The organism is Streptomyces sp. RLA012 (genome assembly GCF_056270325.1).
In genome coordinates this window covers 4,227,941-4,249,851 of record NZ_JBWDPA010000002.1, presented here as the reverse complement: position 1 = coordinate 4,249,851, position 21,911 = coordinate 4,227,941, and the positions used below count along the sequence as shown (strand labels likewise).

Genomic DNA, 21,911 nt, shown 5'->3' with positions numbered 1-21,911 from the left:
GAGCACAGATGATCGGACACACATGCCTGGGAGGTATGCGAAATGCAGAGTGCTGAAACGGTGCTGGGTGTCCTACGTGAACGCGGCCGGCGTGGCCTGCCGTTGGAGGAACTGTATCGACAGATGTTCAATCCGCAGCTGTATCTGCTGGCTTACGGGCGCATCTATTCCAACCACGGAGCGATGACACCCGGAGTCTCGGGAGAAACCGCAGACGGCATGTCCATCGGGAAGATCGATCGCATCATCGATGCGATGCGCCACGAGCGCTTCCGATTCAGCCCGGTGAGGCGCACTCATATTCCCAAAAAGAATGGAAAGATGCGCCCCCTGGGCCTGCCGTCATGGACGGACAAGCTGGTCGGCGAGGTGATGCGCCTATTACTGGAGGCGTACTACGAACCGACGTTTTCCGACCGTTCTCACGGTTTCCGTCCCGGACGCGGTTGCCACACGGCATTGACCGAGGTGGCCAACACGTGGACCGGGACAACCTGGTTCATCGAGGAGACATCGCCGACTGCTTCGGATCTTTCGACCATGAGGTCATGATCACGATTCTGTCGGAGAAGATCCACGACAACCGGTTCCTGCTGCTGGTGCGCAACATGCTCGCGGCCGGATACATGGAGGACTGGGTCTGGCACGCAACGCTGTCCGGCTCGCCGCAAGGTGGCGTCCTCTCGCCCTTGCTGTCCTCGATCTACCTGCACAAGTTGGACATGTTCATCGAACAGACACTGATTCCCGAACACACCCGAGGAGAAAAGCGGCGGCACAACTCGGCCTACGTCAAGCTGTCCGGCATCATCGAGCGCGGACGCCGACGCGGCGACCGCGCAGTCGTACGGGAGGCGCGCAAACGGCGGCGAACGCTGCCCAGCAAAGACCCCTACGATTCGGGATACCGGCGGCTGAGGTACTGCCGCTACGCCGACGACCATCTCCTTGGTTTCACCGGGCCGAAAGCCGAGGCTGAGCAGATCAAGGCACGTCTGGCGACATTTCTGCGCGAGGAACTCAAGCTCGAACTGTCCCCCGACAAGACACTGATCACCCATGCCCGCTCACAAGCGGCACGCTTCCTCGGCTACGAGATCACCGCTCACCACGATCACCGAAAGGGAGCCCGAGGCCGCAGATGGACCGACGGCTTCATCAAGCTGAACGTGCCGCGATCGGTGATCAAGGCGAAGTGCGCTCGGCACATGCGGCGAGGCAAACCCGCCCACCGCCGCGACCTGGTCAACGAGAGCGACCACACCATCGTCGCGACATTCGGGGCCGAATACCGAGGGCTCGTCCAGTACTACCTGCTCGCCGGAGACGTCTACAAACTGAACCGGCTCGAATGGGTCATGCGAACCGCGATGCTGCGGACCCTGGCCGCCAAGCACCGCTCGTCGGTATCGAAGATGACGACCCGCCACAGGGTCAAGACCGAGACACCATACGGGCTCCGCACGTGCTTCGAGGCCACGCAACCGCGGCAGGGCAGGAAACCACTGGTCGCCCGGTTCGGAGGGATTCCCCTCCGGCGCAACAAGAACGCGGTGCCCTACGACCGCGTCCCCAACCCCACACCCCACCGTCATCGGGAAGTCGTCCGACGACTTCTCCGCAGCGAGTGCGAGCTCTGCCATCAGCGAGGCGAAGTGGAAACCCACCAAATCCGCACACTGGCCGATCTCACCGGCGCGGGGACCGCCACACCGGGTTGGAAGAAGCTCATGGCCGACAAGCGCCGCAAAACCCTGATCGTCTGCGGCGACTGCCACGACTCCATCCACCCCGGAACACCGGCATGATGATCACGGACATGCTCATCGGAGAGCTCACTGCGGGGAAACTCGCACGGTGAGTTCGGAGGGAGGCCGCGCGGAAAAGGACCAGTTCACGCTGGCACCTCGCCGCGCGGCCGACCCTACATCCCCGCCTTCCAGCCCCTGCTGGACAGCATCGACCTGACCAGCACGGTCATCACCGCCGATGCGCTGCACACCCAGCACGCCCACGGCACCTACCTCCGCACCCGTGGCGCCCACTACATCGCCCAGGTCAAGGCCAACCATCCCGGCCTGTTCGACCGCGTCCGCCACCTGCCCTGGCGCGAGATCACGCTCGACCACCATGACCGCACCCGAGCTCACCACCGCCTGGAGATCCGGCGGCTGAAGACCGTCGCCTTCGCCCACCTCGACTACCCCGACGCACGCCAGGCCCTACAAGTCGTGCGCTGGAGAAAGGACTTCACCAGCGGCAGGCTCACCATCGAGCGCGTCTACCTGATCACCAGCCTGCCGCCCGGCACGGCGACCGGCCCCCAGCTCGCGGCCTGGATCAGAGGGCACTGGAAGATTGAAAATCTCCTGCACCACGTCCGCGACCGCACTTTCCGCGAGGACGACTCCAAGATCCACGTCGGTCGCCTCCCACGCATCATGGCCGGCCTGCGCAACCTTGCCATCGGCGTCCACCGTCAGGACGGTCGCACCAACATCGCCGCCGCCCTCCGCTACACCGCCCGCGACTGCCGCAGATCCCTGACCGCCCTCGGCCTCACCGGATGAATCCGGACAGATCTCGATCATGCAAGGGACCCTGGTCAAACAGCCCAGTAACCCCCCGTCGTGGATTCGACGGGGGGCTACTGACAGCCCTGCTGAGGGCGCTTATGCCAGGCGAACTATCTCCCTACGCGAAGTCCCTCACGCGCCAGGAAATCGAGGAAACCGGTCGCTTCAAATTCAACTCGCCCGTCCTCGTGGTCCGAGAAATCCACCTGGTTCGCACAGCGTCCTTCGATGACCGAGAAGCCCCACCAGTCGCCTGTACCGACCGGGGCCACAGCGACAAAGTCGGCAGCTTTGAACTCTTGAGTATTCACCCTCAGTAGGTCATCTCCCTGATCGTCGGAAGTAATGACCGGCAGCAGGTCAAGGAAGAGGAACATTCCTCCACCGTGCCGCTTCATAAACTCCTTATATTCACCAGGGAGCTGCACGCGGAGAGCTTTCTCTACCTCCGACAGTTCGGATTCAGAGGTCACTCGGGACGCAAAGAAATCAAAGCCTCCCGGACTGCTCAGGCTGGTGCGTCTTGCCCGAGCAGCAGACAAGTGGGCTTCGAACTCTTCAAACTCCACGAATTCACCTCACCAATCATCCAGGCCAGTTGTCGAACCAGTGGTCCGGGCTGTACGTACCCCAGTCCTGCTCCTGAGATCTATACCACCAGTGCAACTGGGTGTCTTCCTTCCGCATGTCCTTCGTGACGCCTTGATTATGCGGATTCCGATGGAGATCCGTCCCGACCCCTCGGTGGACATTTTGATCTAGCTCATGGATCGGGGACCCCGGCATCTGGTCTTGCTGACGTTGCCGTCACCGTTGCCGTCAGCATGCAGGAAGCTCCGCTGAATGAACCTTCAGCGGAGCTTCCTGTTTGAACCTAAATCTCGTCAATCCACGTTACTTTGGATTCTCTAAGCGCTGGCGAGTACGGCCTTGATTTCGTCAACCTGCTGAGCCATAGCGGTGCGGTCGCTATCGTTCTTCCATCCCGCCAGCAGGAACGAATTATCCCCCTCGGCAACCTCGCGCAAGGCCGCAAGTGCCACGTCATGGAGTTGAACCTGAGGCCGAATTCCCCGGATTGCATCCAGAAAATTCTCGTCATCCATCCATGCGTAATCACGTGAGTCGGTAGCCGCCGCTGCAACGATTGCCACGGCTGCAATTACCTCTTCCGGAAGAAAATCTCGGTTAATGACAGAGGCGTCTGCTGTCACTTTCCTCAGAAGATCTGCCACGGAGGCCAATCGCCCCTCGATGGGCAGGCCTCTCACCTGGTCAATGAAGTCTTGCGCGCTGTCACTCTCCAGAACACCGCAACCCCATGTCCCCATGTCATTACCTCCAGTTTTGTTGGCCGCCTAGACCAGTAACATCGAATTCAGGATCTCGTCGATTAACGAGAGAAACCCCTCGACTCTTCAAGCCTTCCATCACCGTCTGCTCCACTCGCCTAGCAGTTACGGACTTGACGCCTACAGGGAGTGGCATCCAGGTCACGTTGCAGATATCTGCACAGGAATATCCCGCAGTACCCACGGCATGGGACGGCTTGGTTGCGGCCATTACGCGATCCTGAATATTCGTTGTTGACATTCCGACGTACTTCTCTCCACCCTTCAGGTGGATGGTGTAAACCCCTGGCGTGCTCGGAACATTGAAATCCTTGACCGGATTACAATTGTGAACGAGAACGGGGGTGGCCCCCGCCAGCACATAGTACGCGTGCACGTCCTGGATCAATGCCGCTAAGTTAGGTGGCTCGGATGAGTTGCGGTGTGGGTGGTCCGGTGTGTTTGAGGGCTACGTCGGTGGGGCGTTTCACGCGGTAGGAGTTGTGGCGGGCGCGTTTGATGACGCGGGGGTAGGTGCGGTGGCGACGCCGGGGGTTGGGCCGCTCGGTGATCTCGGCGAGGGTGTGGGCGGTTGCCGTGGGCAGGTGTTCAGGGGGGAAAGGCCGCCTGGTCGGTGACCTGGCGGCGGACGACGCGGACGGAGCGGGCGAATGACAGCCGGTCGGGGTCGTGGCCTGCTTCGTCCGCGGCCTGGCACATCAGGTCCCTGACCGCGTAGTGCGCCAGGAGCAGTCCGTAGATCTCCTGCTCGACCATGTCGGGAGACTTGCTGCGCAGGATCTGGCCGCCACCACGCAGATGCGTCTTGATCTCGTCCAGCGCCGACTCGTGCTCCCACCGCTGGGCATACGCGGTGGCCAGCTCGGTGGCGCTGATCCGGGCGGGGTCCAGGACGGTGGTGATCAGGCAGACCAGTTCCCCGTCGGGATTTCGGTCGGGCACGGTGAACTCCACGGCCCGCACCAGCTGCGCCTGTTCCCCGGGCACCTCCTGCCCGGCCCGGGCGGCGGTCAGGAGTGCCTGGCGGCGCGCGGTCTTGACCGACGGGTCGAAGAGCAGGCCCAGGTAGGAGCCGTCGGGCAGGGCACGAACGACGGGCAGACTCACACCGGCGCCGATCCTCCACACCAGGGCAGCGCCGGTGGCGGCGGCGTCGTGCCACAGCTGCCAGCTGTAGAAACCGGCGTCGGCCAGCAGCAGCATGTCCGGCTCCAAAGCGTCCAGCACACCGGCCGCCAGCGTACGCTCCCCGGTCCGGCAGCCGCCGATTTCCGCCGCGACCACAGCGTGGGTACCGCACTCGGACAGGGTGACCAGGTGCACCTTGGGAAAGGCCGACGCCTTGGGCCCGGAGTTCATCCGTCCGAACGCGGCCACGTTGGCCTCGGTGTCGGCCGCGTCCAGGCCGGTTCCGTCGATCGACATCAGCCGCAGGCCGGCCAGCCACGCGCCCTTGGTGCCGTGTCCGGCCGCCGGGACCGCCGCGCGTCGGAACAACTCCCGCAGCGGTTCGGCCCCCAGCCGGGCCCTGGCCTGCGCGATCGCCGAAGTGCTGGGCACCTGCCAGTCGTCACTCCACGAGCCCAGATGCCGCAGGGAACCGACCAGTTGGCGCATGACCTCCTCCGACCCGCTCCCGAAGAACAAGCCCTGCGCGATCACGTAACGGATCATCACATGAGCGGGAAGCCGCCGCACCCGCCTCTCCCGCCGACCCGTGACGTCCAGGACCTCCTCCAGCAGATCCCGGGGAAACGTACGGGCGAGCACACCCAACTCGATGTGGTCCGTCAGCCGCCCGCCCGACGGCTCGTCCCCACTGACCTGCCCAACTCGCGCCACGAACCGCACCCTAGCGAGACGGCTGCCCCCCTGCCCCATCGTCAGGCGGACGACACGAGCCGCCTAACTTAGCGGCATTGCGTCCTGGATGGTTAGGTCGTGGGTGCGCTGGCGCTTGGTGTAGTGGGCGACTTCGGTGATCTGGACGTGTGTGCCGGCGCTGGTGCGCAGCCACTGTCCGGGGTGGAGGTCTCCGGCTTTCAGCCATTTCTTGAGTTTGGGTTCCCAGAAAGGGTGGGTGTCGGTTGCGATGATGCTTGAGTGGTTGCCGTTGTTGTCGGAGATGGTGATGTCGGTGAAGTCCTTGTCGTCCTCCGTGGTGATGGTGGAGACGACCTTTTTGTGGACTGTCTTTCCCGTGTTGGTGTCGGTAGTGACGACCGTGTCGCCGGCTTCGACATCCTCGATGGCTTTGTGTGTGCCGTCAGCCTGGAGGACTTTGGTTCCGGGGAGGAAGCTGTGGCACTTGCCGAGGAGTTTGGCTGCGTTGCCGAGTCCGTATCCGACAGCGCCTGCTGCTGCGCCCCAGATGGCGGCTTCGGCTTGGCTTGTGAGCTGGCCGGACACGCTGTGATCGGGCAAGAGCCCCGTCGGACAGGCTTCCGACGGGGCTCAAGTTTGCACATGCCCAGCATGGAGGCGTGTGTACGTGATGCATACTAAACACATGGAGGAACTGCTCAATATCACCGGCGAGAGTCTGAGTAGGTTTTTGACACGCTGGTACGGCGACTCAGATCTACCTATTTCCGCAGACTCAGAAGAAGCCAAGATGCCATGTCCGCTGAGGCTTTGGCATGAAGTCGCTTCCCAGTGGTCTACGCCCGTGGCCACATTCAACCATCCCATTAGTCCGAGCGAACTGGAGATCGAGGACCAGAAGCTGGTCTTCTGGGTTGAGAATCAGGGATGCTGGACGTGGTCCACAAACATTGACGGCGACGATCCAATCGTATTTGATCGTCAACCAGGTTCAGATCCCGAACCCTGGACACCTACGGGCGAAACACTTTCAGAATTCCTCCTTCATGCGACGGTGTTCGAAGCGATTATCGGGGCTCCCAACCAGATACATGCCGAGAACGTCACCGAAGAAATTCTCTCTCAGATCATCTCTGGCTTCCGGCCGCTCCCACTGCCACACTGGCGATGGCCCTCTGCGGACGTCAGCATTCTCGTGGGCACCAGTCTGCTCGCCCAGGTGTCCGACAGCCTGATTAGCGTGCCAAACGACACGACTCGCCGATTTGACGTGTCTGTTGCGGCACCCGCTCCAGAGCTCCTCACTCCACTCGCCAACATCGTCGACGTTCCCTGGAAGCGCTACATGGCAATCGAACCGCAAGAGTCCAACTGGGACGATCTCCCGGACTTCCTTCGATAGCAAATCTCTGGCAGCAGAGAATAATGGCCCGACCTGCACTAAACGGCAGGCCGGGCCATTTCTATCGATCCTCTTTAGTTTGCATTACCAGTGAACGGTCCGTATTTACGACCTTGCGAGTTCACCCACACCTGCACTCCCTCCGGGAGCATGTCTTCCATTCTTGCCGCACAACCGTTTGGTCCTGTACACATACCAAACTTGTTGTCGATGTAGAGCACTGCTTTTCTGATACCTGGGTTCATCCTCAGGAATGCAGCAGCATGAGTCTCAACGTGGTCGAAGTTCTGCTTCGTTCGACCAGAGAGATTGGCAAGCATCTGCGACTGTCCGCCCGGGCCGCTCGAAATGGGAATCTGCTCAACCCCCACATCAAGAACCCCCGCCGTTCTCCGCTCGAAATCCTTCGGCAGGTCATCAACCGCAGCGGCAACATTGCAGTTGTGAACCAGGACCGGCGTGGCGCCAGCCAGCACATAGTGAGTCTTTCCCAGTAAGCGCTCGTCGCTCGCTGTGATCGCGATGCTGGCGCTGCGGCCCGCGTGGTCCCCAAGTCCGGGCAGGCGTAAGGCCCCTGGTAGGAACGATCTTGCGAAGAAAAGATCCGACCGAGGGGCCTCACGTGTCGATCAGTGTCACATACACCGCCGTGCTCGATGTGAAGCGGTCCACCGCCGAGCACCTGGCCCGGCTGCTGCGCGATCACCGCATCGTGGCCGGGACCCGCAAGGGGCGGCGTGCGCTGGGCTGTTTCAAGCAGGCCGTGCTCGTGCTGCGCTGGTTCCTCGACGGCACCCGACTGGCCCAACTCGCCTGTGACAACGGCCTGTCGGCCTCCACCGCATACCGCTACCTCCACGAGGGGCTGACCGTTCTGGCGGCCGGGGCACCGGACCTCGCCACCGCGCTGGAGCGTGCGAAGGCAGCCGGGCTGACGCATCTGAACCTCGACGGAACGGTCATCCGCACGGACCGCGTCGCCGCCCCCGGCCCCAACGGCGCGGACCTGTGGTGGTCCGGAAAACACAAGCACCATGGTGGGAACGTGCAGGTCATCTCCACCCCGGACGGCTGGCCGATCTGGGTCTCACCGGTTCGCCCGGGCAGGGAGCACGACACCACCTGCGCCCGCCACCACGGCCTGACCGACGCCCTCAACCGGATCGCCGCCGAGCTGGACATGCCGACCCTGGTCGACCTCGGCTACGAGAACGCCGGCGACGGGTTCCGCCACCCCGTCAAAAAGCCCGCCGGAGGCGAACTGACCGAGGCCCAGCAGACCTACAACAAGGTCATCCGCGGCATCCACGGCGTCTGCGAGCGCGCCAACTCCCTGCTCAAGACGACCTTCAAGGCCCTGCGCAGAGTCAGCCTCGACCCCAGCCGCATCACGAAGATCGCCGCCGCAGCCCTCGTCCTGCTCCAGCTCGAGTACGACCGCACCATCTGAACGATCACACAACGTCATGATCCATTACTGGGAAAGGCTCAGTACGCGTGCACGTCCTGGATGGTCAGGTCGTGGGTGCGCTGGCGCTTGGTGTAGTGGGCGACTTCGGTGATCTGGACGTGTGTGCCGGCGCTGGTGCGCAGCCACTGTCCGGGGTGGAGGTCTCCGGCTTTCAGCCATTTCTTGAGTTTGGGTTCCCAGAAAGGGTGGGTGTCGGTTGCGATGATGCTTGAGTGGTTGCCGTTGTTGTCGGAGATGGTGATGTCGGTGAAGTCCTTGTCGTCCTCCGTGGTGATGGTGGAGACGACCTTTTTGTGGACTGTCTTTCCCGTGTTGGTGTCGGTAGTGACGACCGTGTCGCCGGCTTCGACATCCTCGATGGCTTTGTGTGTGCCGTCAGCCTGGAGGACTTTGGTTCCGGGGAGGAAGCTGTGGCACATGCCGAGGAATTTGGCTGCACCGAATCCGAGGTCTCCGGCGTGTCCGCGAGCCCGGGCGGCACCGCTGCGAGTGCGTCCGCCTCCGTGAGCGCGTCGAAGTCGGCCTCGACCGGGGCCGTCGCGACCGCTACGTCCACCACCACGACCGAGCCGACGCGTGGCAACGCCAACGGCAACCCCGGCCACGGTCAGGGGTCGACCAAGAAGCCCAGGTGACCGGCCCGCCGGGCCGGGGGAGCGGGAGAGCCGGGGAGACGGGGGAGCCGGGGAGACGGGGGAGCGGAGGCCCGTCCGCTCTGCACCTGCCCGGTGATCCTCTTCGCCGCGTGGTTCACCCCGAGCCGGGAGACCGCGCACCAAGATCAATCCGTACCGGGCCACCCGCCCCCGCTACGCGGCCAGGCGGCGGATTCCCGCCCGGCCCTCCGGCCAACCCCTCCCGGCCGGTGTCCTGCTCCCCGTCAACCGCTGTAACGGAAGGGGAGGCCCGCGATCACGGACGTGCCGCGAGTGGGGCGGGGCCGTACGGTCCAGGCGGTGGCGAGGTGGTCGACGAGGAGCAGGCCACGGCCGGTCTCGGCGTCCGTGTCCGGGTGGGCCGGCACGGGTTTGCCGGTGCCGGGATCGGAGACGGCGAGCCAGTAGTGTCCGTCGGCGGGCCACAGGACGAGTTCGACGAGGTCGTCGTCCTCCCGACAGGTCCCATGGCGGATGGCGTTGGTGACCAGTTCCGAGGTCAACAGGCCGAGGTCGTCGCCGAGGTGGGGGCGAAGGGCGTGCGGCAGGGATTCGGCAACGGCGTGCCGGGCTCGCCGTACGGAGGCGGGGTGGGCGGGGAAGCGCCAGAGGACAGGTACGAGAGGGATCTCGGGCATGGCGAACTCCATGGCGGTGGTGAGGGGTTGGGGTTGCCGGTGGCCTACCGCCCTGGTCGCGGGCGCACCCGTCCCAGGGCAGGCGGGCATGCTCGCGCGGTGCGCTTCCGGCGTTGCGGTGTGTAACTTGCTCGTGACCCAACGCTAGCGGTTCATCGTGGCGCGGCGCCAGAACTTCGATGGCAATTTGCCACGATAGGGTTGGACCAAGCGTGCGGAGCCCGGCAGACTGACGGGGCCGGGCAGAGAGGACAGCGTGTCGATGCGAAGTGCACCCACAGAACGCCAGCAGCGCGTTGGAGCTGAACTGCGTAAACTCCGCGTCGCGGCAGGTGCAAGCACGCAGTACGCGGCCGGCCTGCTGGGCCTGGACCGCGCGAAGGTCTCCAATATGGAAGCGGGCACTCGGATCGCGAGCCCGGAGCGAGTGCGGACGCTGGCCAGCAACTACGACTGCTCGGACGACATTTACGTCGATGCTCTGGCGGCCATGGCCGATGAAGCGGAACCCGGCTGGTGGGAGCAGTACCGCGGAACCCTGCCGTCAGGACTGCTCGACATCGCCGAGCTTGAGTGGCACGCCAAACGCCTGCTCACCGGGCAGATCGTCCACCTGCCTGGCCTCTTGCACACCGAGGAGTACGCCCGTGCGGTGTTCAACGCCGGGCTGCCGCGCATGTCCCGGCTTGAGATCGAGTTGCGCGTGGAACATCGGATGGATCGACAGCAGGTCCTGGATGAGCCGATCTCACTCCCGTACGTCGGATACGTCCACGAGGCGGCCCTCCGTATGCAGTTCGGTGGGAACAAAGTCACTCAGACCCAACTCGACCACCTGTGCGCCATGTCAGAGCGCGACAACATCACTGTGTGCGTCATCCCCGTCAGCTGCGACGGCTTTCCAGGAGCGGGGCACGCCCTCCTGTATGCCGAAGGCCCCGTGCCGCAGCTCGACACAGTCCAGTTGGATTCCACACACGGTCCCGAGTTCCTCCATGCCGAAGCCCAACTCGCCAAATTCCGCGCCCACCTCGACTGGATGGACGAGCACTCTCTGAGTCCCGAAAAGTCTCGGGAGCTCATCCACGCTGTCGCCCGCGAGCTCTGAGGAGCCCTCATGCCTGTCATCACCTGGGAAGCCCCCTTCTGCGCCGAAGGCAACAACTGCTTCCGCCTCGGCACCGACGCCGACGGGAACGCCTACATAGCCGTCAACGGCCAGGAGGACCGCTACCTCACCGACTCCCTCGAAGCCCTTCGCACCCTGATCACCGACATCAAGGCGGGCAAGGCCGACCACCTGCTGTAGGCCCGCGCCGGTGCCGTCTCGCCGTCCACGAGGGGGCACGGGCGCACGGGCCCTGGGCCAGCGCCCGCTGTGACCGTCCCCTGCTCGGGACCTGCTGGTCTTTTGCCCGACGCGGGCCCCGGCCCGGGGAGGTGGGTAAAGCACACGGAGCCAACCGCCTCACCGCCGGGCCCGCGCCTCGGCCAACTCCCCGCCGTCGGCCTGGCGCTCGTCGCGCGAGCGCGTCCGGCTCTCTCCCTGCTTCCGGTCATCCGCTGTGCTGTCGCGCGCTACCCGCGTCAGCGGGTCGCCTTCTCCGCTGCGTCCAGTCGCTGAAGCACCACCACGAACAGCAGCAGCGCGAGCGTGAGGCCGCAGGCACCACGTGGCAGCACGGCGGACACGTGTTCACCACTCTCCAGGGAAGAACGACCGAACCGACCAACCTCACCCGTACCTTCACCACGCTCCTCCGCAAGGCAGGCCTCCGCCGCATCCGCTTCTACGACCTCAGGCACTCGACGGCCACCCTGCTCCTGGAACAGGGCATCGAACTCGTAGTCATCAAGGAACTCCTCGGCCACGCCCACATCGGCGTCACCGCCGACGTCTACGCCCACGTCCGGCTACGCCTCCAACGCCAGGCCATCGATTCCCTCAACGACGTACTCAGCTTGGACGGCGACAGCTCCGACGACCCGCTCGCTTCAGCAACTGTCCGCTGACGTTGCCGTCAAATGCCGCAGAGGCCCCGCTGAAAGTTTCAGCGGGGCCTCTGCGGCATCACCCAAGATGATTTACGCCACCGGCGTCCGGGCAGGGTCAAAGCGATCCCATTCCAAGCCCCAAAAGGCATCGAATCCATGCGAGTAAACGAACTCCCGCTCCGAGGAATGGATGGGGTAGGCTCCGACAATTTCGACTAGGTCACGCCGCTTTGCGTCAACTTCATCATGACTTAGATCGAGCAATCTCGGGCCATACCCGAAGGCAGGTTCGGCCAAGACAATGCTATTCATCGGGGAGCCTTCTACGTACGGCTCCATATAGCCAAGGACTTGACCCGGACTAAATGGACAGATGCCCCGGAGTGCCGCAACTATCATTGCGGGAACCCGAGACCACTCAACGTCGTCAGAGCGGACAGTAATGGATAGCTCGCGACCCCTTGGCCCCCAATCTGGATTACTAGAGAGGGAAAGCCCGTAGGTGAAGCCTGTCACATATCCAGGTTCTGGCGTTCCGATGTACGAGACGGCACGAACCGGCCCGTCCCCTACCACCCGCGGCGTAACGTCACTGATGACAGGCGTCTCGCCCGTAAGCGAATCGAGCAGCTCGCAGTAGCGATCGAACCGGCCAAGCGTGTCGCGGCCAACCATGACGCCCCCTGAGTTAGCGCTGTTCCTGAAACGGATGGGCGCTGCCGACGATACGCGCGACAGCGCCCACATTACTACTTTCGCCTACTACCCAGACGGCGGATAGAAGTGCCCCAAGGCGGCGTCCCACCACTGAGTTTTACTGTGATCAATGAACGAGTTGAACTCGTCGATCCTGCCAGCTGGAATCCGCCACTCGGTCAGGCCGGTCATGCCGTTCTTATTTGGCAATTCGAATTCAAGATGTCCGAAAGCCTCTCGGAATCCCGGCTTCATCGCAAACCGATGGAATCCCATATCGTGCCCGTTTCCGGCGTACTGTGCGGCACCCTCTGGCTTATTGGCAAGATATGCCGTGGCGTGAGGTCCTGAATGGTTGTCTGCGTTCAGTCCACCCGCCTCACTCGCCCGCTTCCCTTCCGCCGGCGAGCGGTAGAGAATTGTTTCATCGCAATTATGGACGAGGACCGGCGTGGCCCCCGCCAGCACATAGTACGTGTGCTACGCGGCCCCTCCCCACCTGCGTTTTCGCAGGTCAAGCGGTATTCGGCGGTTCGCTGGGATGCGGGTTCGGCCGGGGTTGTTCGTGGTTGTTGCCGTCACTACTGCCGTCAAGGGTCTTGACCAGCCAGGCGGGGCTGGGGCCTCGCGGCGGCTCGGAGGTGGGCCTCCGAGGCGGCCCTCGGTCGGCGTGCGGCAAGGTTCGTGCGTCCGCCAGTCTGGCAGTGCGGGGGCCAGGGCGGGACGGGTTCGCCGCTCGGAGGGGCCGGGAGCTTCGCTCCCGGTCGGAGGCGACGCCAGCCACCGCTCGACGGCGAGCTGGCGATTCGCGCGGAGAGCCGGCCCCTGCCCGGCCCTGTTCCCCATATCCAACGGGACAACGACGCGCCAGCAGCCAGTTTCTGGTCAGCCTGGTCACAGGCCGCTGCCTCGTCTGGGAGCCGGGTCCGGCTGCGCCAGCGGCGAGCGGCTACTCCGCGCCGAGGATGCGCAGACCGTGGTGGGCTCGGAAGTCCTCGTAGTCCTTGAGGTTGAGCGTGGCCAGCGGCAGGTCGTAGGTGAGGGCACAGGCCGCGATCCACATGTCGTTGATCGGGCGTGGGCGTCCGCGCTGGATGCCCGCGGCTGACAGGCGGCCCCAGGTTGCGGCGACGGCTTCGTCGCCGGGCAGGATCGGGATGCCGGAGAGCCAGTCGGCGAGTTCCTGGCGGCTGCGGGTGCCCCAGTGGCGGATCTCGGTCCACTTGGTCAGTTCGCCGAAGGTCACGAAGGTGATCAGCGGCTTGCGGCCGATCAGCCTGGTGGCGAGCGGGCCGGTGAGCTTGCGCTTGTGGGACAGCGAGGCGACGTCGGTGTCGAGGATGACGGGTTGCACGGCGGCGGCTCAGGCGACGTCGCGGTGGCGCTCGGCGTACGTGAAGGCCAGGAACTCCTCCAGTTCCTCGTCCGACTCGAAGGTGTCGGCGGCGAGGTCGTCCAGGGACCGGATCGGCTGGGTGTTCTTCGCGGCCAGCAGCTCCTCGACCGAAACGCGGGGCCGAAGCGGCGGGTAGCCGGAGTACTCCGCGTCGGGTGTGCTCATCGGGACCTCCACGGGACGGGATGTGGCTACCGAGGCCAGCATACGGGGGCTGCCCCGCGCTGACACCGGGCTTCACCCCACGGAGCCGATCTCCGAACATGCGTGCGCCGATCCTCGCAGGTGCTGGCGGGATCTTGGGCCGGTGGCCTGCCTGGGGCGGGGTCGGGTACGGGCAGGGGGCCGTACACCGGGCCGGCGAACGGGGCAGGCACGTGGTCCTGCTACATCAGCGCGTCCGCCGGGACGGCTTGCTGCGCCGGAAGCCAGGTTCTGGTCAGCTCGGTCACCAGCCGTCGACGGATCCTGAGTCGGTCGTCGCTCAAGGCTCGACGCGCGTCCGTGAGCCGCGCCGGGAGCCAGCCGCGGCGAACGGCCGAGTGCATGTTCCGGGGCCGGGCGGGGAGGGATCGGCCGATGGCGGGGGCCGGGAGCTTCGCTCCCCGCCGGAGGCGACGCTGGCCACCGCCCTCGGTGCGCCCGGCGACGAACGTGAAGGGGGTCGGTCCCCTGGTCGGCCCTGTGCCTGCGATCCGGCCGTAGGACGGTCGTAGGCGACAACTTGCTGTGCGACGGGCAAGGGCTCCACGCCCACAACTTGCTGTGCGACGGGCAAGGGCTCCACGCCCACAACTTGCTCCCGATGGTGCCAGGTTGAGTCCTGCTCACGCCCGGGACCGGCCGCCCGCCGACACTCGGCACGAGCGTCGGCTGCTCGCCCGACGGCGGGTCAGTCGGCGATGTTCGGCCAGCTCCGACGGGCGGACGCCGCCTTGAACCTCGTAGAGAAAATCTGAACGCACGCCCCCGGGCCACTCGGCACGGCGGGTCAGCGGTCCCGCTCGCCGCTGCCCGTCTCCAGTGCCTCGACGCGGCCACGAAGGTCGGCAATCTGCTGAGCGGCCTCGGCCAGCGCCCGTTCCAGCGCCTCGACGCGGGCCGCCGTCCCGCCGACGGGTGCGGTCGCCTCCGGGCCGTCGAGGTCATCAGCATCGTCGGCGGCGTGGCCGCGGTGCGCGACGAAGGCGCCCTTGCCTGGGCGGGAGACCGCCCATCCCTCCTGCTTCAGCAGGGCCATGGCCTTCTGCACTGTCAGGCTCGCCGCCCCGAACTCCCGCATCAACACGGCCTGCGTCGGCAACGCGTCGCCCGGCCGCAGCCCACCCGAGCGGATCCGCTCACACAGGGTCTCGGCGATGAGCTCGAACGTCAGCGGCACCCCGCTGCCTGCCGGCCTGCGCCCGCGCCGCCCCACCACCACGCCGGTCACCCCCGCTTTCACGCCCTCTACCAGCACAATCCGGCCCGTCCAAACCGGGAAACCGCCCTCACACTACCCGCGTCCCACTACCCACGAGAAAGGAATCAGGAGGGATGCACTTGAATGCGCCCGTGATGCGATGTTAACGTCACGCACCCTCCGGTGATCACCACCGCGCCCCGCCGACCAGCCCCTCTGGTCTGGCCCCGCGCCCAACTTCGAGGCGCCCCCGTTCCCTGTGAGCCGATCACTTCGGCCTGCCCACGCCGCTCCGCGCCGTACCGCTTCCGCGCTCCCGCCGAAAGGCCCCGTCCCGCATGCCCGCACAGCTCCAACTCCCGTACCCCGCGACCGTTCCAGCCACCTCGCTCCCGTCGTCGGCGTTCACGGCGCCGACCTGCCCGGCGCACGTCACCGCATCGGCAGCAGGGCGGTCGGCGCTGGAGCGACGCGCCAGGCTGACCGCCAGGCTGGCGAAGCTCGCCGCCACCGGCCAACTCGCACCCCTCGCACGGCAGATAGCCGGACTCGGTGGCTGCGCGCACCCGATCCGCCTGACCGGGCACCGCACCCGTCTCGACAGCGCGACCGGCGAGATCCTGAACCACTTGGACTCCGGCCGGCTCCCGGCGGGCGAACTGCTGGTGCGCTGCGGCAACCGCCGCGCCACCCGCTGCCCCGCCTGCTCCACCGTCTACCGCTACGACACCTACCAACTCATCGCCGCCGGCCTGCGCGGCGGCAAGACCGTCCCGGCAAGCGTGGCCGCGCACCCGCGCGTGTTCGCCACCCTCACCGCACCCGGCTTCGGCCCCGTCCACAACCAGCCCGACACCGGCCGCTGCCACTGCGGCCACACCCACCCCGACGACGACCTGCTCCTTGGCACCCCACTCGATCCCGAGCGCTACGACTACGCGGGCGCGGTGCTGTGGAACGCGCACGCCCCGGCCCTGTGGGCACGCTTCACCACCCACCTACGCCGCGAGATCGCCAAGGCCGCCGGCCTCACCCAGCGCGCGCTGCGCCACCACGCCACACTCTCCTACGCCAAGGTCGCCGAGTACCAAAAACGGGGCCAGGTCCACTTCCACGCCGTCATCCGCCTCGACGGACCCACCGGCCCCGGCAGCACCCCGCCCGCCTGGGCCAGCACCCAGCTCCTCGACCACGCCGTCCGCGCCGCCGCCACACGCACCCATGTCCACCACGAGGGCGAGCCGTCGAAGCAACCGCAGCCCGCCGGACGCGTCCCCACATCCCAGCCCCAAGGCTCAGATCGGGCCGGGCGGTTGGTGTTCCGGTTCGGGCGGCAGATCGACGTCCGGGCGATCCGCAGCACGGACTTCACCGAAGGTGGCCCGGTCACCGAGCGGCACGTCGCCGCCTACATCGCCAAGTACGCCACCAAGGGATCCGAGACCACCACCGGCACCCTCGACCACCGACTCCGCCTCCTCGCCGAACTCGCCACCCACGACATCACCGACCACGCCCGCCGCATGATCCACACCGCCTGGCATCTCGCCACCAACCGTCGACACGCCCACCTCCGCCTGCGCCAATGGGCCCACATGCTCGGCTTCCGAGGCCACTTCTCCACCCGCACCCGCCACTACTCCACCACCCTCGCCCACCTCCGAGCCGAACGCACCGCCTGGCGAACCGGCCGACCCGACACCCAGACCCCAGCCCCAGACCCCAGCCCCAGCCCCAGCCCCAGCCCCAGCCCCAGCACCAGCCCCAGCACCAGCACCAGCACCGGCACCGGCACCGGCTGAAACGCAGGCCCGCCAAACGGACGGCACTCCGGTCGGTGACCACACCGAACACTCCACCAACCTGGCCGCCGGTCACCCCAACACCGCCGGTCAGCGCGTGGACTCGGACACCACGCTGGTCATCTCCCACTGGCAGTACACCGGAACCGGCCTCCTGCCCGAACTCGAACACCTCGCCAACCTCCTGACCGCGAAACGGCAGACCCGATCCGAGCAACCGACCCGAACCCGGCACTCGGAGCGCTCCGGCGACCGCGCCGGTCACTCCACCCATCGGCTGACCCGTGCTGTCCGGACGGGGGCCGTCGCGTGACCGCCGGCACCGAACTCCTCACCGTCCCCCAAGTCATGGAACGCCTCCAACTCGGCCGAACCGCCGTCTACGACCTCATCCGCACCCGGCAACTCGCCTCCCTCACCCTCGGCCGAGCCCGCCGCATCCCCACCCACGCCCTCACCGACTTCATCCACACCCGCCTCGAACAGGAAGCCGCCTGATGACCACACCCCGCGACACCCCAGCCTCTCGCCGCACCCGCGCCAACGGCGACGGAACCGTCTACCAGCGAAAAGACCGCCGCTGGGAAGCCGCCGGATACGTCCTCGCCCCCGGCAACACCCGCAAACGCATACGCGTCTACGGCAGCACGCGCACGGAGGCGCTGGCCAAACTGACGGAGAAGATCGCCGCCAGCAACCGCGGCGTCCCCGCCGCCACCGCGCAGGGCAGCGTGGCCGCGTACCTGACGTACTGGCTGGAGGCCGTCGCCGTCCACCACCTGCGCGAGAACACCCACACCCGCTACACCGCCGTCGCCCGGCTCTACCTCATCCCCGGACTGGGCAAGAAGCGGCTCACCAAGCTCACCGCCAAGGACGTCCGCACCTGGCTCAACCAGCTCCGCACCACCTGCCAGTGCTGCACCCGCGGCCTCGACACCGCCCGCGACCAGCCCCGCTGCTGCGCCACCGGGACGTGCTGCTCCAAGCGGCTCTCGCCGCTGACCCTGGCCTACGTGCACTCCGTGCTCAAGTCCGCCCTGGAGCACGCCGTCCGCGAGGAGGAGATCCCGCGCAACGTCGCCCGCAACGTCCGCACCGGCACACCCCGGCCCCGCCGCTTCGAACCCCTCACCGCCGAGGAAGCCCGCCAGCTCCTCACCACCGCACAGGGCCACCGGCTGCACGCGCTGTTCCAACTCGCCCTCCACACCGGACTCCGCAAGGGCGAACTCCTCGGCCTGCACTGGGAAGACCTCGACCTCGGCACAGGCACTGCTGCCATCCGCCGCACATTGCAGCGCACCAGCACCGGCGGGCTCACCCCACTGCCCACCAAGACGCGGGCCTCCGAACGCCGAATCGTCCTCCCCACCCGCTGCGTCCATTCGCTGAAGCTCCACCGTGAACAGCAGCAACACGAACGCGAGGCCGCAGGCACGGCATGGCAGCACAACGGGCACGTGTTCACTACAGCGCAGGGCGGACCGATCGACCCGACCAACCTCGCCCGCGCCTTCACCACGCTCCTTCGCAAGGCCGGCCTCCGCCGCATCCGATTTCACGACCTCAGGCACTCGACCGCGACCCTGCTACTGGAGCAGGGCGTCGAACTCGTCGTGATCAAGGAACTCCTCGGTCACGCCCACATCGGCGTCACCGCCACCGTCTACGCCCACGTCCGACTCCGCCTCCAACGCGACGCCATCGACCTCCTCGGCAACGCTCTCCGCAACCCCTGCGAGCCCATCGCCCGACCTGACGACGGCGGCGAACCACCCCTTTGCGCAGCGCACGTCCGCTGACGTTGCCGTCAACTACTGCCGTCAAACACCACTGAAGCCCCACCAGCCACAACCGGTGGGGCTTCAGATTTGCCATCGCGATCGACAGAGTGGGTGCAGTTACCGTGAATTCGAGTCCGCCCACGCATCACCGATGCAGGATTCCTCATAATCCCACCAATCGGCCTCAGCGCCTCGAACCAGAAGTCCTTTAACGCCGGGAATATCGGCCGACGGCGGCACGCTCAGAGCAATCATTCCGAATTGCTCAATTCCCTCAGCACGAACACCCAGCGGCGAGAAGATATCGATAACCCCCTGCGGGCCCCCAGAAAATCTACCCGACTCGTAGGGGATGATCCGCACCGTACAGTTCCCCGACCAGGAAACCTTCCCAACCGCCTCCAAATCTCCCCCGCCAGCCCTCGCGCGCGTCCTCACGATGTCATTCAGCGAGAGGTCGCGCACGAACCACGGCACGTTATCAATTCGAACTAGGTCGACATCCACCGGCATGGCCCACAGCCTCTCACTAGCCACAGGGGGCCACCCATCATTCTGTTCGAGCTGGAAAACAACTCGGACCCGATCATTCACTTCACCCTCAGGCATCGTCACTTGGCCAGTATGCACCAAGTGGCGAGACCTAGGTGGTGCAGGTTACGTCGAGCCAAGCAACTGCCACCCGCACCCCACTCCAACCCCCGCAGTCAGCACCAGCCATCAGCTCGCGCAGTTCAACGGGATAGGAAGACGGATGTGCCATGACTCGACCCCTCTCAAACGATCAAGTCTCTACAGAACCGGAACGGGTCACACTACCGATTACATCGATCTCCCCAGTCAACCCAGCGGGCCCTTTGGTGTATCGAGCCAAAATTCGTTACATGAGTAACACGTAACGCGGCCATTCCACAGAGCTCCCGGGCCGCCCAAACTCTGCGGCCAGATATGGTCAACGCGAGTTTCCTGACGATTCACGGGAACACCACTGCGTGATTGAGTCGCCGGAACAGTCTCTACCTGACAGTCATCACAGACCGTCTTCCCGCCATTGACATCCCTATTTTGCGCGATCACCTCCCTCTTACCCTTGGGAGTGAACGGCTTGCCCGCTCGCGACATGTCGGCTTCGAGATCAGTTGCCACGCCATTGGAATTGACCTCAAATCGGGCGGTATTGCAGTTGTGAACGAGGACCGGCGTGGCCCCCGCCAGCACATAGTACGTGTGCTGTGCGACCCCTCCTCACCTGCGTTTTCGCAGGTCATCGGCGGGTTCGTGCTCCGCTGGCGTCCGTGGCTGTGCCCTGGCGTCCGTGCTTGTTGCCGTCAGCGCTGCCATCAGAGGTGTAGACCTCTGGTCGGCCTACGGCAGGAGTGTCAGCGCGGGGACGTGGGCGGGCTTGACGACGCTGAAGTGCCGCCGGTCGAGGGTGGCTACCCGGTCCACGCCGAAGCGCTCGGCCACCGCGATGACCGAGGCGTCGACCCCGCCGAGCGGGAAGTCGGCGTACTGGAGGACCAGCTCACCCATGCGCGTCAGGTCGGTGGGAGTGAGGTGGACCAGCTCGAATGTTCCCCGTGCGACCTCGGCGAGGAACGCCGCTTCGACCTGGGGCCAGCGCTCCAGCAGACCTCGGTCATGACCGGGCTGGGCAGCAGACGGCGGCCGGTCAGCGACGTCAGCAGGGAGGCGCACTCCGGGTGACGCCGGTCGGCCGCGTTGAACGCCGCAGCCAGGGGTCCGGTGTCCAGGACCGTGGCAATCACGCCGAGTCGCCGAAGCGCTCGCGCATCCGCTCGCGGATGTAGTCGTCGTGCCGTTCAGCCAGATCCTCTGGGCCATTCACACTGCCGATCAGGGCCAGCAGCCCGGCCGGGACCGACTTCTCGTCCTCGTTCGCGTCGACTGCCGACAGTGACTGGGCAACCTGGGACAGTTCCTCATCCTGGGTGACGAGCAGGCGCAGGCGTCGCACCTGGGTCGGGGAGAGTCGGTCCACCAGGTGGTGCATGTCCTCGTAGTCGAATGCAGCGGTCACGCCAGCAGCGTAGGACGGCCCTGCGGCCTTGGACAGCTGGATCGGCAGAGGTTCACCCCCGCTGGCGTGCGGGCAGTCGCCCGAGAATTGCCAGGAACTTGGTCGATGTCCCCGCGTGTGTCCTGTCTGGTACTCCTCTGGCGGCCCGTTCGCCGGGGAGGGCGGTCCTTGGGCGTCGGGGCGATGCCGGTGCCCCCGCCAGTGCGGCAGCGCGGAGGCCGGGTGGGGAGGGGTCCGCCGAGAGGGTGGGCCGCTGGGGGTATCGCTCCCCGCTGGAGGCGGTGCCGGCCACCGCCCTCGGTGAGCCCGGCGACGGATGCTGAAGGTCGGCCCCCTGACTGGCCCTGTGCCTGCGATCCGGCCGCAGGACGGTCGTAGGCGACAACTTGCTGTGCGACGCGCAAGGACTCCTACTGGAACAGGGCGTCGAACTCGTCGTCATCAAGGAACTCCTCGGCCACGCGCACATCGGCGTCACCGCCGGCGTCTACGCCCACGTCCGACTCCGACTCCAACGCCAAGCCATCGACGCCCTCGGCAACGCACTCGATGGGACCGACGACGACCCTGGCGCCCCACCCGCCACAGCCGTCGTTCGCTGACGTTGCCGTCAAACGTCGCAGAGCCCTCACCGATATCACTGTCGATGAGGGCTCCGTCGCACTGCTACCGGACTTCGGTAACCCAGTCTCGGGTTACGGAGAAATCGTCGGAATACTCCATCCGGCGCACTCGGCTACGACTCGCGCAATCTGTCGACGCTTCGGATAGTTGGAGCGAATCCTAGAGAGGCGTTCCGCATATACTTCCGCGGCATCGACTCCTTCATTGGACAAAAGGTGGATATCTCCATCGCGCCAGATGTCCTCAACT

At 65.7% G+C, this 21,911-nt stretch carries 25 protein-coding genes and 3 pseudogenes; 13 read left to right on the top strand and 15 right to left on the bottom strand.

The annotated features are described in order from the left end of the window. Positions 1–42: 42 nt before the first annotated feature. Positions 43–1,808: pseudogene (locus RV986_RS19140) on the top strand (reverse transcriptase domain-containing protein). A gap of 30 nt (positions 1,809–1,838) precedes the next feature. Next, the gene (locus tag RV986_RS19135; RefSeq protein ID WP_475924330.1) at positions 1,839–2,570 is read left to right on the top strand and encodes an ISAs1 family transposase; all 732 of its coding nucleotides are present in this window, start codon (positions 1,839–1,841) and stop codon (positions 2,568–2,570) included. A 116-nt stretch (positions 2,571–2,686) separates the two neighbouring features. Here the strand turns inward: RV986_RS19135 and RV986_RS19130 are convergent, their stop codons facing one another. The 4 genes from RV986_RS19130 to RV986_RS19115 all read right to left on the bottom strand — a co-directional run bounded on the left by RV986_RS19130 (position 2,687) and on the right by RV986_RS19115 (position 6,337). Next, positions 2,687–3,145, bottom strand: coding sequence for an SMI1/KNR4 family protein (locus RV986_RS19130; RefSeq protein ID WP_475918581.1), 459 nt, complete (start codon positions 3,143–3,145; stop codon positions 2,687–2,689). Positions 3,146–3,484: 339 nt separating this feature from the next. After that, positions 3,485–3,907 carry a DUF4259 domain-containing protein gene (locus RV986_RS19125; RefSeq protein ID WP_475918580.1) on the bottom strand — a complete coding sequence of 141 codons (423 nt, stop codon included), beginning with the start codon at positions 3,905–3,907 and terminating at the stop codon, positions 3,485–3,487. A gap of 609 nt (positions 3,908–4,516) precedes the next feature. After that, a complete protein-coding gene (locus RV986_RS19120; RefSeq protein ID WP_475918579.1) occupies positions 4,517–5,770 on the bottom strand; it encodes an IS4 family transposase in 1,254 nt (417 codons plus the stop codon). Between the two features lie 63 nt (positions 5,771–5,833). After that, positions 5,834–6,337, bottom strand: a complete 504-nt coding sequence (locus tag RV986_RS19115) for a polymorphic toxin-type HINT domain-containing protein (RefSeq protein WP_475918578.1) — start codon at positions 6,335–6,337, stop codon at positions 5,834–5,836. A 100-nt stretch (positions 6,338–6,437) separates the two neighbouring features. Between RV986_RS19115 and RV986_RS19110 the strand changes: the two genes are divergently transcribed. Next, the gene (locus RV986_RS19110) at positions 6,438–7,154 is read left to right on the top strand and encodes a hypothetical protein (protein ID WP_475918577.1); all 717 of its coding nucleotides are present in this window, start codon (positions 6,438–6,440) and stop codon (positions 7,152–7,154) included. Positions 7,155–7,228: 74 nt separating this feature from the next. Here the strand turns inward: RV986_RS19110 and RV986_RS19105 are convergent, their stop codons facing one another. Beyond that, positions 7,229–7,630, bottom strand: coding sequence for a DddA-like double-stranded DNA deaminase toxin (locus RV986_RS19105; RefSeq protein ID WP_475918576.1), 402 nt, complete (start codon positions 7,628–7,630; stop codon positions 7,229–7,231). Positions 7,631–7,782: 152 nt separating this feature from the next. On the opposite strand from RV986_RS19105, the gene RV986_RS19100 reads away from it, so the two are divergent. After that, positions 7,783–8,604: an HARBI1 family protein gene (locus RV986_RS19100; protein WP_475924329.1), complete on the top strand. Its 822-nt coding sequence runs from the start codon at positions 7,783–7,785 to the stop codon at positions 8,602–8,604. 38 nt (positions 8,605–8,642) lie between these two features. Here RV986_RS19100 and RV986_RS19095 read toward each other — a convergent pair whose 3' ends face one another. Next, positions 8,643–9,044, bottom strand: coding sequence for a polymorphic toxin-type HINT domain-containing protein (locus RV986_RS19095; protein ID WP_475918575.1), 402 nt, complete (start codon positions 9,042–9,044; stop codon positions 8,643–8,645). On the opposite strand from RV986_RS19095, the gene RV986_RS19090 reads away from it, so the two are divergent. Further along, the gene (locus RV986_RS19090) at positions 9,036–9,260 is read left to right on the top strand and encodes a hypothetical protein (RefSeq protein ID WP_475918574.1); all 225 of its coding nucleotides are present in this window, start codon (positions 9,036–9,038) and stop codon (positions 9,258–9,260) included. The genes RV986_RS19095 and RV986_RS19090 overlap by 9 nt on opposite strands. A gap of 245 nt (positions 9,261–9,505) precedes the next feature. Here the strand turns inward: RV986_RS19090 and RV986_RS19085 are convergent, their stop codons facing one another. Next, on the bottom strand, positions 9,506–9,919 hold the full coding sequence (locus tag RV986_RS19085) for an ATP-binding protein (RefSeq protein ID WP_475918573.1): 414 nt from the start codon (positions 9,917–9,919) through the stop codon (positions 9,506–9,508). 262 nt (positions 9,920–10,181) lie between these two features. Between RV986_RS19085 and RV986_RS19080 the strand changes: the two genes are divergently transcribed. The 3 genes and pseudogenes from RV986_RS19080 to RV986_RS19070 all read left to right on the top strand — a co-directional run. After that, positions 10,182–11,027, top strand: coding sequence for a helix-turn-helix domain-containing protein (locus RV986_RS19080; RefSeq protein ID WP_475918572.1), 846 nt, complete (start codon positions 10,182–10,184; stop codon positions 11,025–11,027). 9 nt (positions 11,028–11,036) lie between these two features. Then, on the top strand, positions 11,037–11,228 hold the full coding sequence (locus tag RV986_RS19075) for a hypothetical protein (protein WP_475918571.1): 192 nt from the start codon (positions 11,037–11,039) through the stop codon (positions 11,226–11,228). Between the two features lie 296 nt (positions 11,229–11,524). After that, positions 11,525–11,932 (top strand): annotated as a pseudogene (locus RV986_RS19070) (tyrosine-type recombinase/integrase); the annotation flags it as partial. Between the two features lie 72 nt (positions 11,933–12,004). Here RV986_RS19070 and RV986_RS19065 read toward each other — a convergent pair. The 5 genes from RV986_RS19065 to RV986_RS19045 all read right to left on the bottom strand — a co-directional run bounded on the left by RV986_RS19065 (position 12,005) and on the right by RV986_RS19045 (position 15,450). Beyond that, entirely contained in the window at positions 12,005–12,589 is a 585-nt protein-coding gene (locus RV986_RS19065) for a suppressor of fused domain protein (protein WP_475918570.1), read from the bottom strand. A gap of 87 nt (positions 12,590–12,676) precedes the next feature. Next, positions 12,677–13,078, bottom strand: a complete 402-nt coding sequence (locus RV986_RS19060) for a hypothetical protein (RefSeq protein ID WP_475918569.1) — start codon at positions 13,076–13,078, stop codon at positions 12,677–12,679. Positions 13,079–13,559: 481 nt separating this feature from the next. Then, complete coding sequence (locus RV986_RS19055) at positions 13,560–13,964, bottom strand: type II toxin-antitoxin system VapC family toxin (protein WP_168488495.1); 405 nt, start codon at positions 13,962–13,964, stop codon at positions 13,560–13,562. A 9-nt stretch (positions 13,965–13,973) separates the two neighbouring features. Then, entirely contained in the window at positions 13,974–14,171 is a 198-nt protein-coding gene (locus RV986_RS19050) for a hypothetical protein (RefSeq protein WP_155057999.1), read from the bottom strand. 826 nt (positions 14,172–14,997) lie between these two features. Beyond that, entirely contained in the window at positions 14,998–15,450 is a 453-nt protein-coding gene (locus RV986_RS19045; RefSeq protein ID WP_475918568.1) for a GntR family transcriptional regulator, read from the bottom strand. A gap of 296 nt (positions 15,451–15,746) precedes the next feature. Here RV986_RS19045 and RV986_RS19040 point away from each other — a divergent pair, with 296 nt between their 5' ends. From RV986_RS19040 to RV986_RS19025, 4 genes are all read left to right on the top strand, one after another. After that, positions 15,747–17,210, top strand: coding sequence for a replication initiator (locus tag RV986_RS19040; protein ID WP_475918567.1), 1,464 nt, complete (start codon positions 15,747–15,749; stop codon positions 17,208–17,210). A 97-nt stretch (positions 17,211–17,307) separates the two neighbouring features. Beyond that, positions 17,308–17,523 (top strand): hypothetical protein, encoded by a 216-nt coding sequence (locus RV986_RS19035; protein WP_475918566.1) that lies wholly within the window; start codon positions 17,308–17,310, stop codon positions 17,521–17,523. Continuing rightward, positions 17,520–17,708 carry a helix-turn-helix domain-containing protein gene (locus RV986_RS19030; RefSeq protein ID WP_365434528.1) on the top strand — a complete coding sequence of 63 codons (189 nt, stop codon included), beginning with the start codon at positions 17,520–17,522 and terminating at the stop codon, positions 17,706–17,708. Before RV986_RS19035 ends, RV986_RS19030 begins: the two co-directional genes overlap by 4 nt. Then, complete coding sequence (locus RV986_RS19025; protein WP_475918565.1) at positions 17,708–19,015, top strand: tyrosine-type recombinase/integrase; 1,308 nt, start codon at positions 17,708–17,710, stop codon at positions 19,013–19,015. The genes RV986_RS19030 and RV986_RS19025 overlap by 1 nt, the downstream gene beginning before the upstream one ends. Positions 19,016–19,114: 99 nt before the next feature. Here the strand turns inward: RV986_RS19025 and RV986_RS19020 are convergent, their stop codons facing one another. From RV986_RS19020 to RV986_RS19010, 3 genes are all read right to left on the bottom strand, one after another. Continuing rightward, positions 19,115–19,606, bottom strand: coding sequence for a DUF4265 domain-containing protein (locus RV986_RS19020; RefSeq protein ID WP_475924328.1), 492 nt, complete (start codon positions 19,604–19,606; stop codon positions 19,115–19,117). 756 nt (positions 19,607–20,362) lie between these two features. Next, positions 20,363–20,695 carry a PIN domain-containing protein gene (locus RV986_RS19015; RefSeq protein WP_475918564.1) on the bottom strand — a complete coding sequence of 111 codons (333 nt, stop codon included), beginning with the start codon at positions 20,693–20,695 and terminating at the stop codon, positions 20,363–20,365. Positions 20,696–20,762: 67 nt separating this feature from the next. Next, entirely contained in the window at positions 20,763–21,038 is a 276-nt protein-coding gene (locus RV986_RS19010) for a hypothetical protein (RefSeq protein ID WP_475918563.1), read from the bottom strand. 404 nt (positions 21,039–21,442) lie between these two features. Here RV986_RS19010 and RV986_RS19005 point away from each other — a divergent pair. After that, positions 21,443–21,640, top strand: a pseudogene (locus tag RV986_RS19005) (site-specific integrase); the annotation flags it as partial. Positions 21,641–21,911: the final 271 nt, after the last annotated feature.

Excerpts from the sequence above, each read along its gene's own strand:
- RV986_RS19125 (WP_475918580.1), bottom strand. The coding sequence starts at position 3,907 with ATGGGGACATGGGGTTGCGGTGTTCTGGAGAGTGACAGCGCGCAAGAC.
- RV986_RS19110 (WP_475918577.1), top strand. The coding sequence starts at position 6,438 with ATGGAGGAACTGCTCAATATCACCGGCGAGAGTCTGAGTAGGTTTTTG.
- RV986_RS19095 (WP_475918575.1), bottom strand. The coding sequence starts at position 9,044 with ATGTGCCACAGCTTCCTCCCCGGAACCAAAGTCCTCCAGGCTGACGGC.
- RV986_RS19085 (WP_475918573.1), bottom strand. The coding sequence starts at position 9,919 with ATGCCCGAGATCCCTCTCGTACCTGTCCTCTGGCGCTTCCCCGCCCAC.
- RV986_RS19080 (WP_475918572.1), top strand. The coding sequence starts at position 10,182 with ATGCGAAGTGCACCCACAGAACGCCAGCAGCGCGTTGGAGCTGAACTG.
- RV986_RS19075 (WP_475918571.1), top strand. The coding sequence starts at position 11,037 with ATGCCTGTCATCACCTGGGAAGCCCCCTTCTGCGCCGAAGGCAACAAC.
- RV986_RS19065 (WP_475918570.1), bottom strand. The coding sequence starts at position 12,589 with ATGGTTGGCCGCGACACGCTTGGCCGGTTCGATCGCTACTGCGAGCTG.
- RV986_RS19050 (WP_155057999.1), bottom strand. The coding sequence starts at position 14,171 with ATGAGCACACCCGACGCGGAGTACTCCGGCTACCCGCCGCTTCGGCCC.
- RV986_RS19040 (WP_475918567.1), top strand. The coding sequence starts at position 15,747 with ATGCCCGCACAGCTCCAACTCCCGTACCCCGCGACCGTTCCAGCCACC.
- RV986_RS19025 (WP_475918565.1), top strand. The coding sequence starts at position 17,708 with ATGACCACACCCCGCGACACCCCAGCCTCTCGCCGCACCCGCGCCAAC.
- RV986_RS19020 (WP_475924328.1), bottom strand. The coding sequence starts at position 19,606 with ATGCCTGAGGGTGAAGTGAATGATCGGGTCCGAGTTGTTTTCCAGCTC.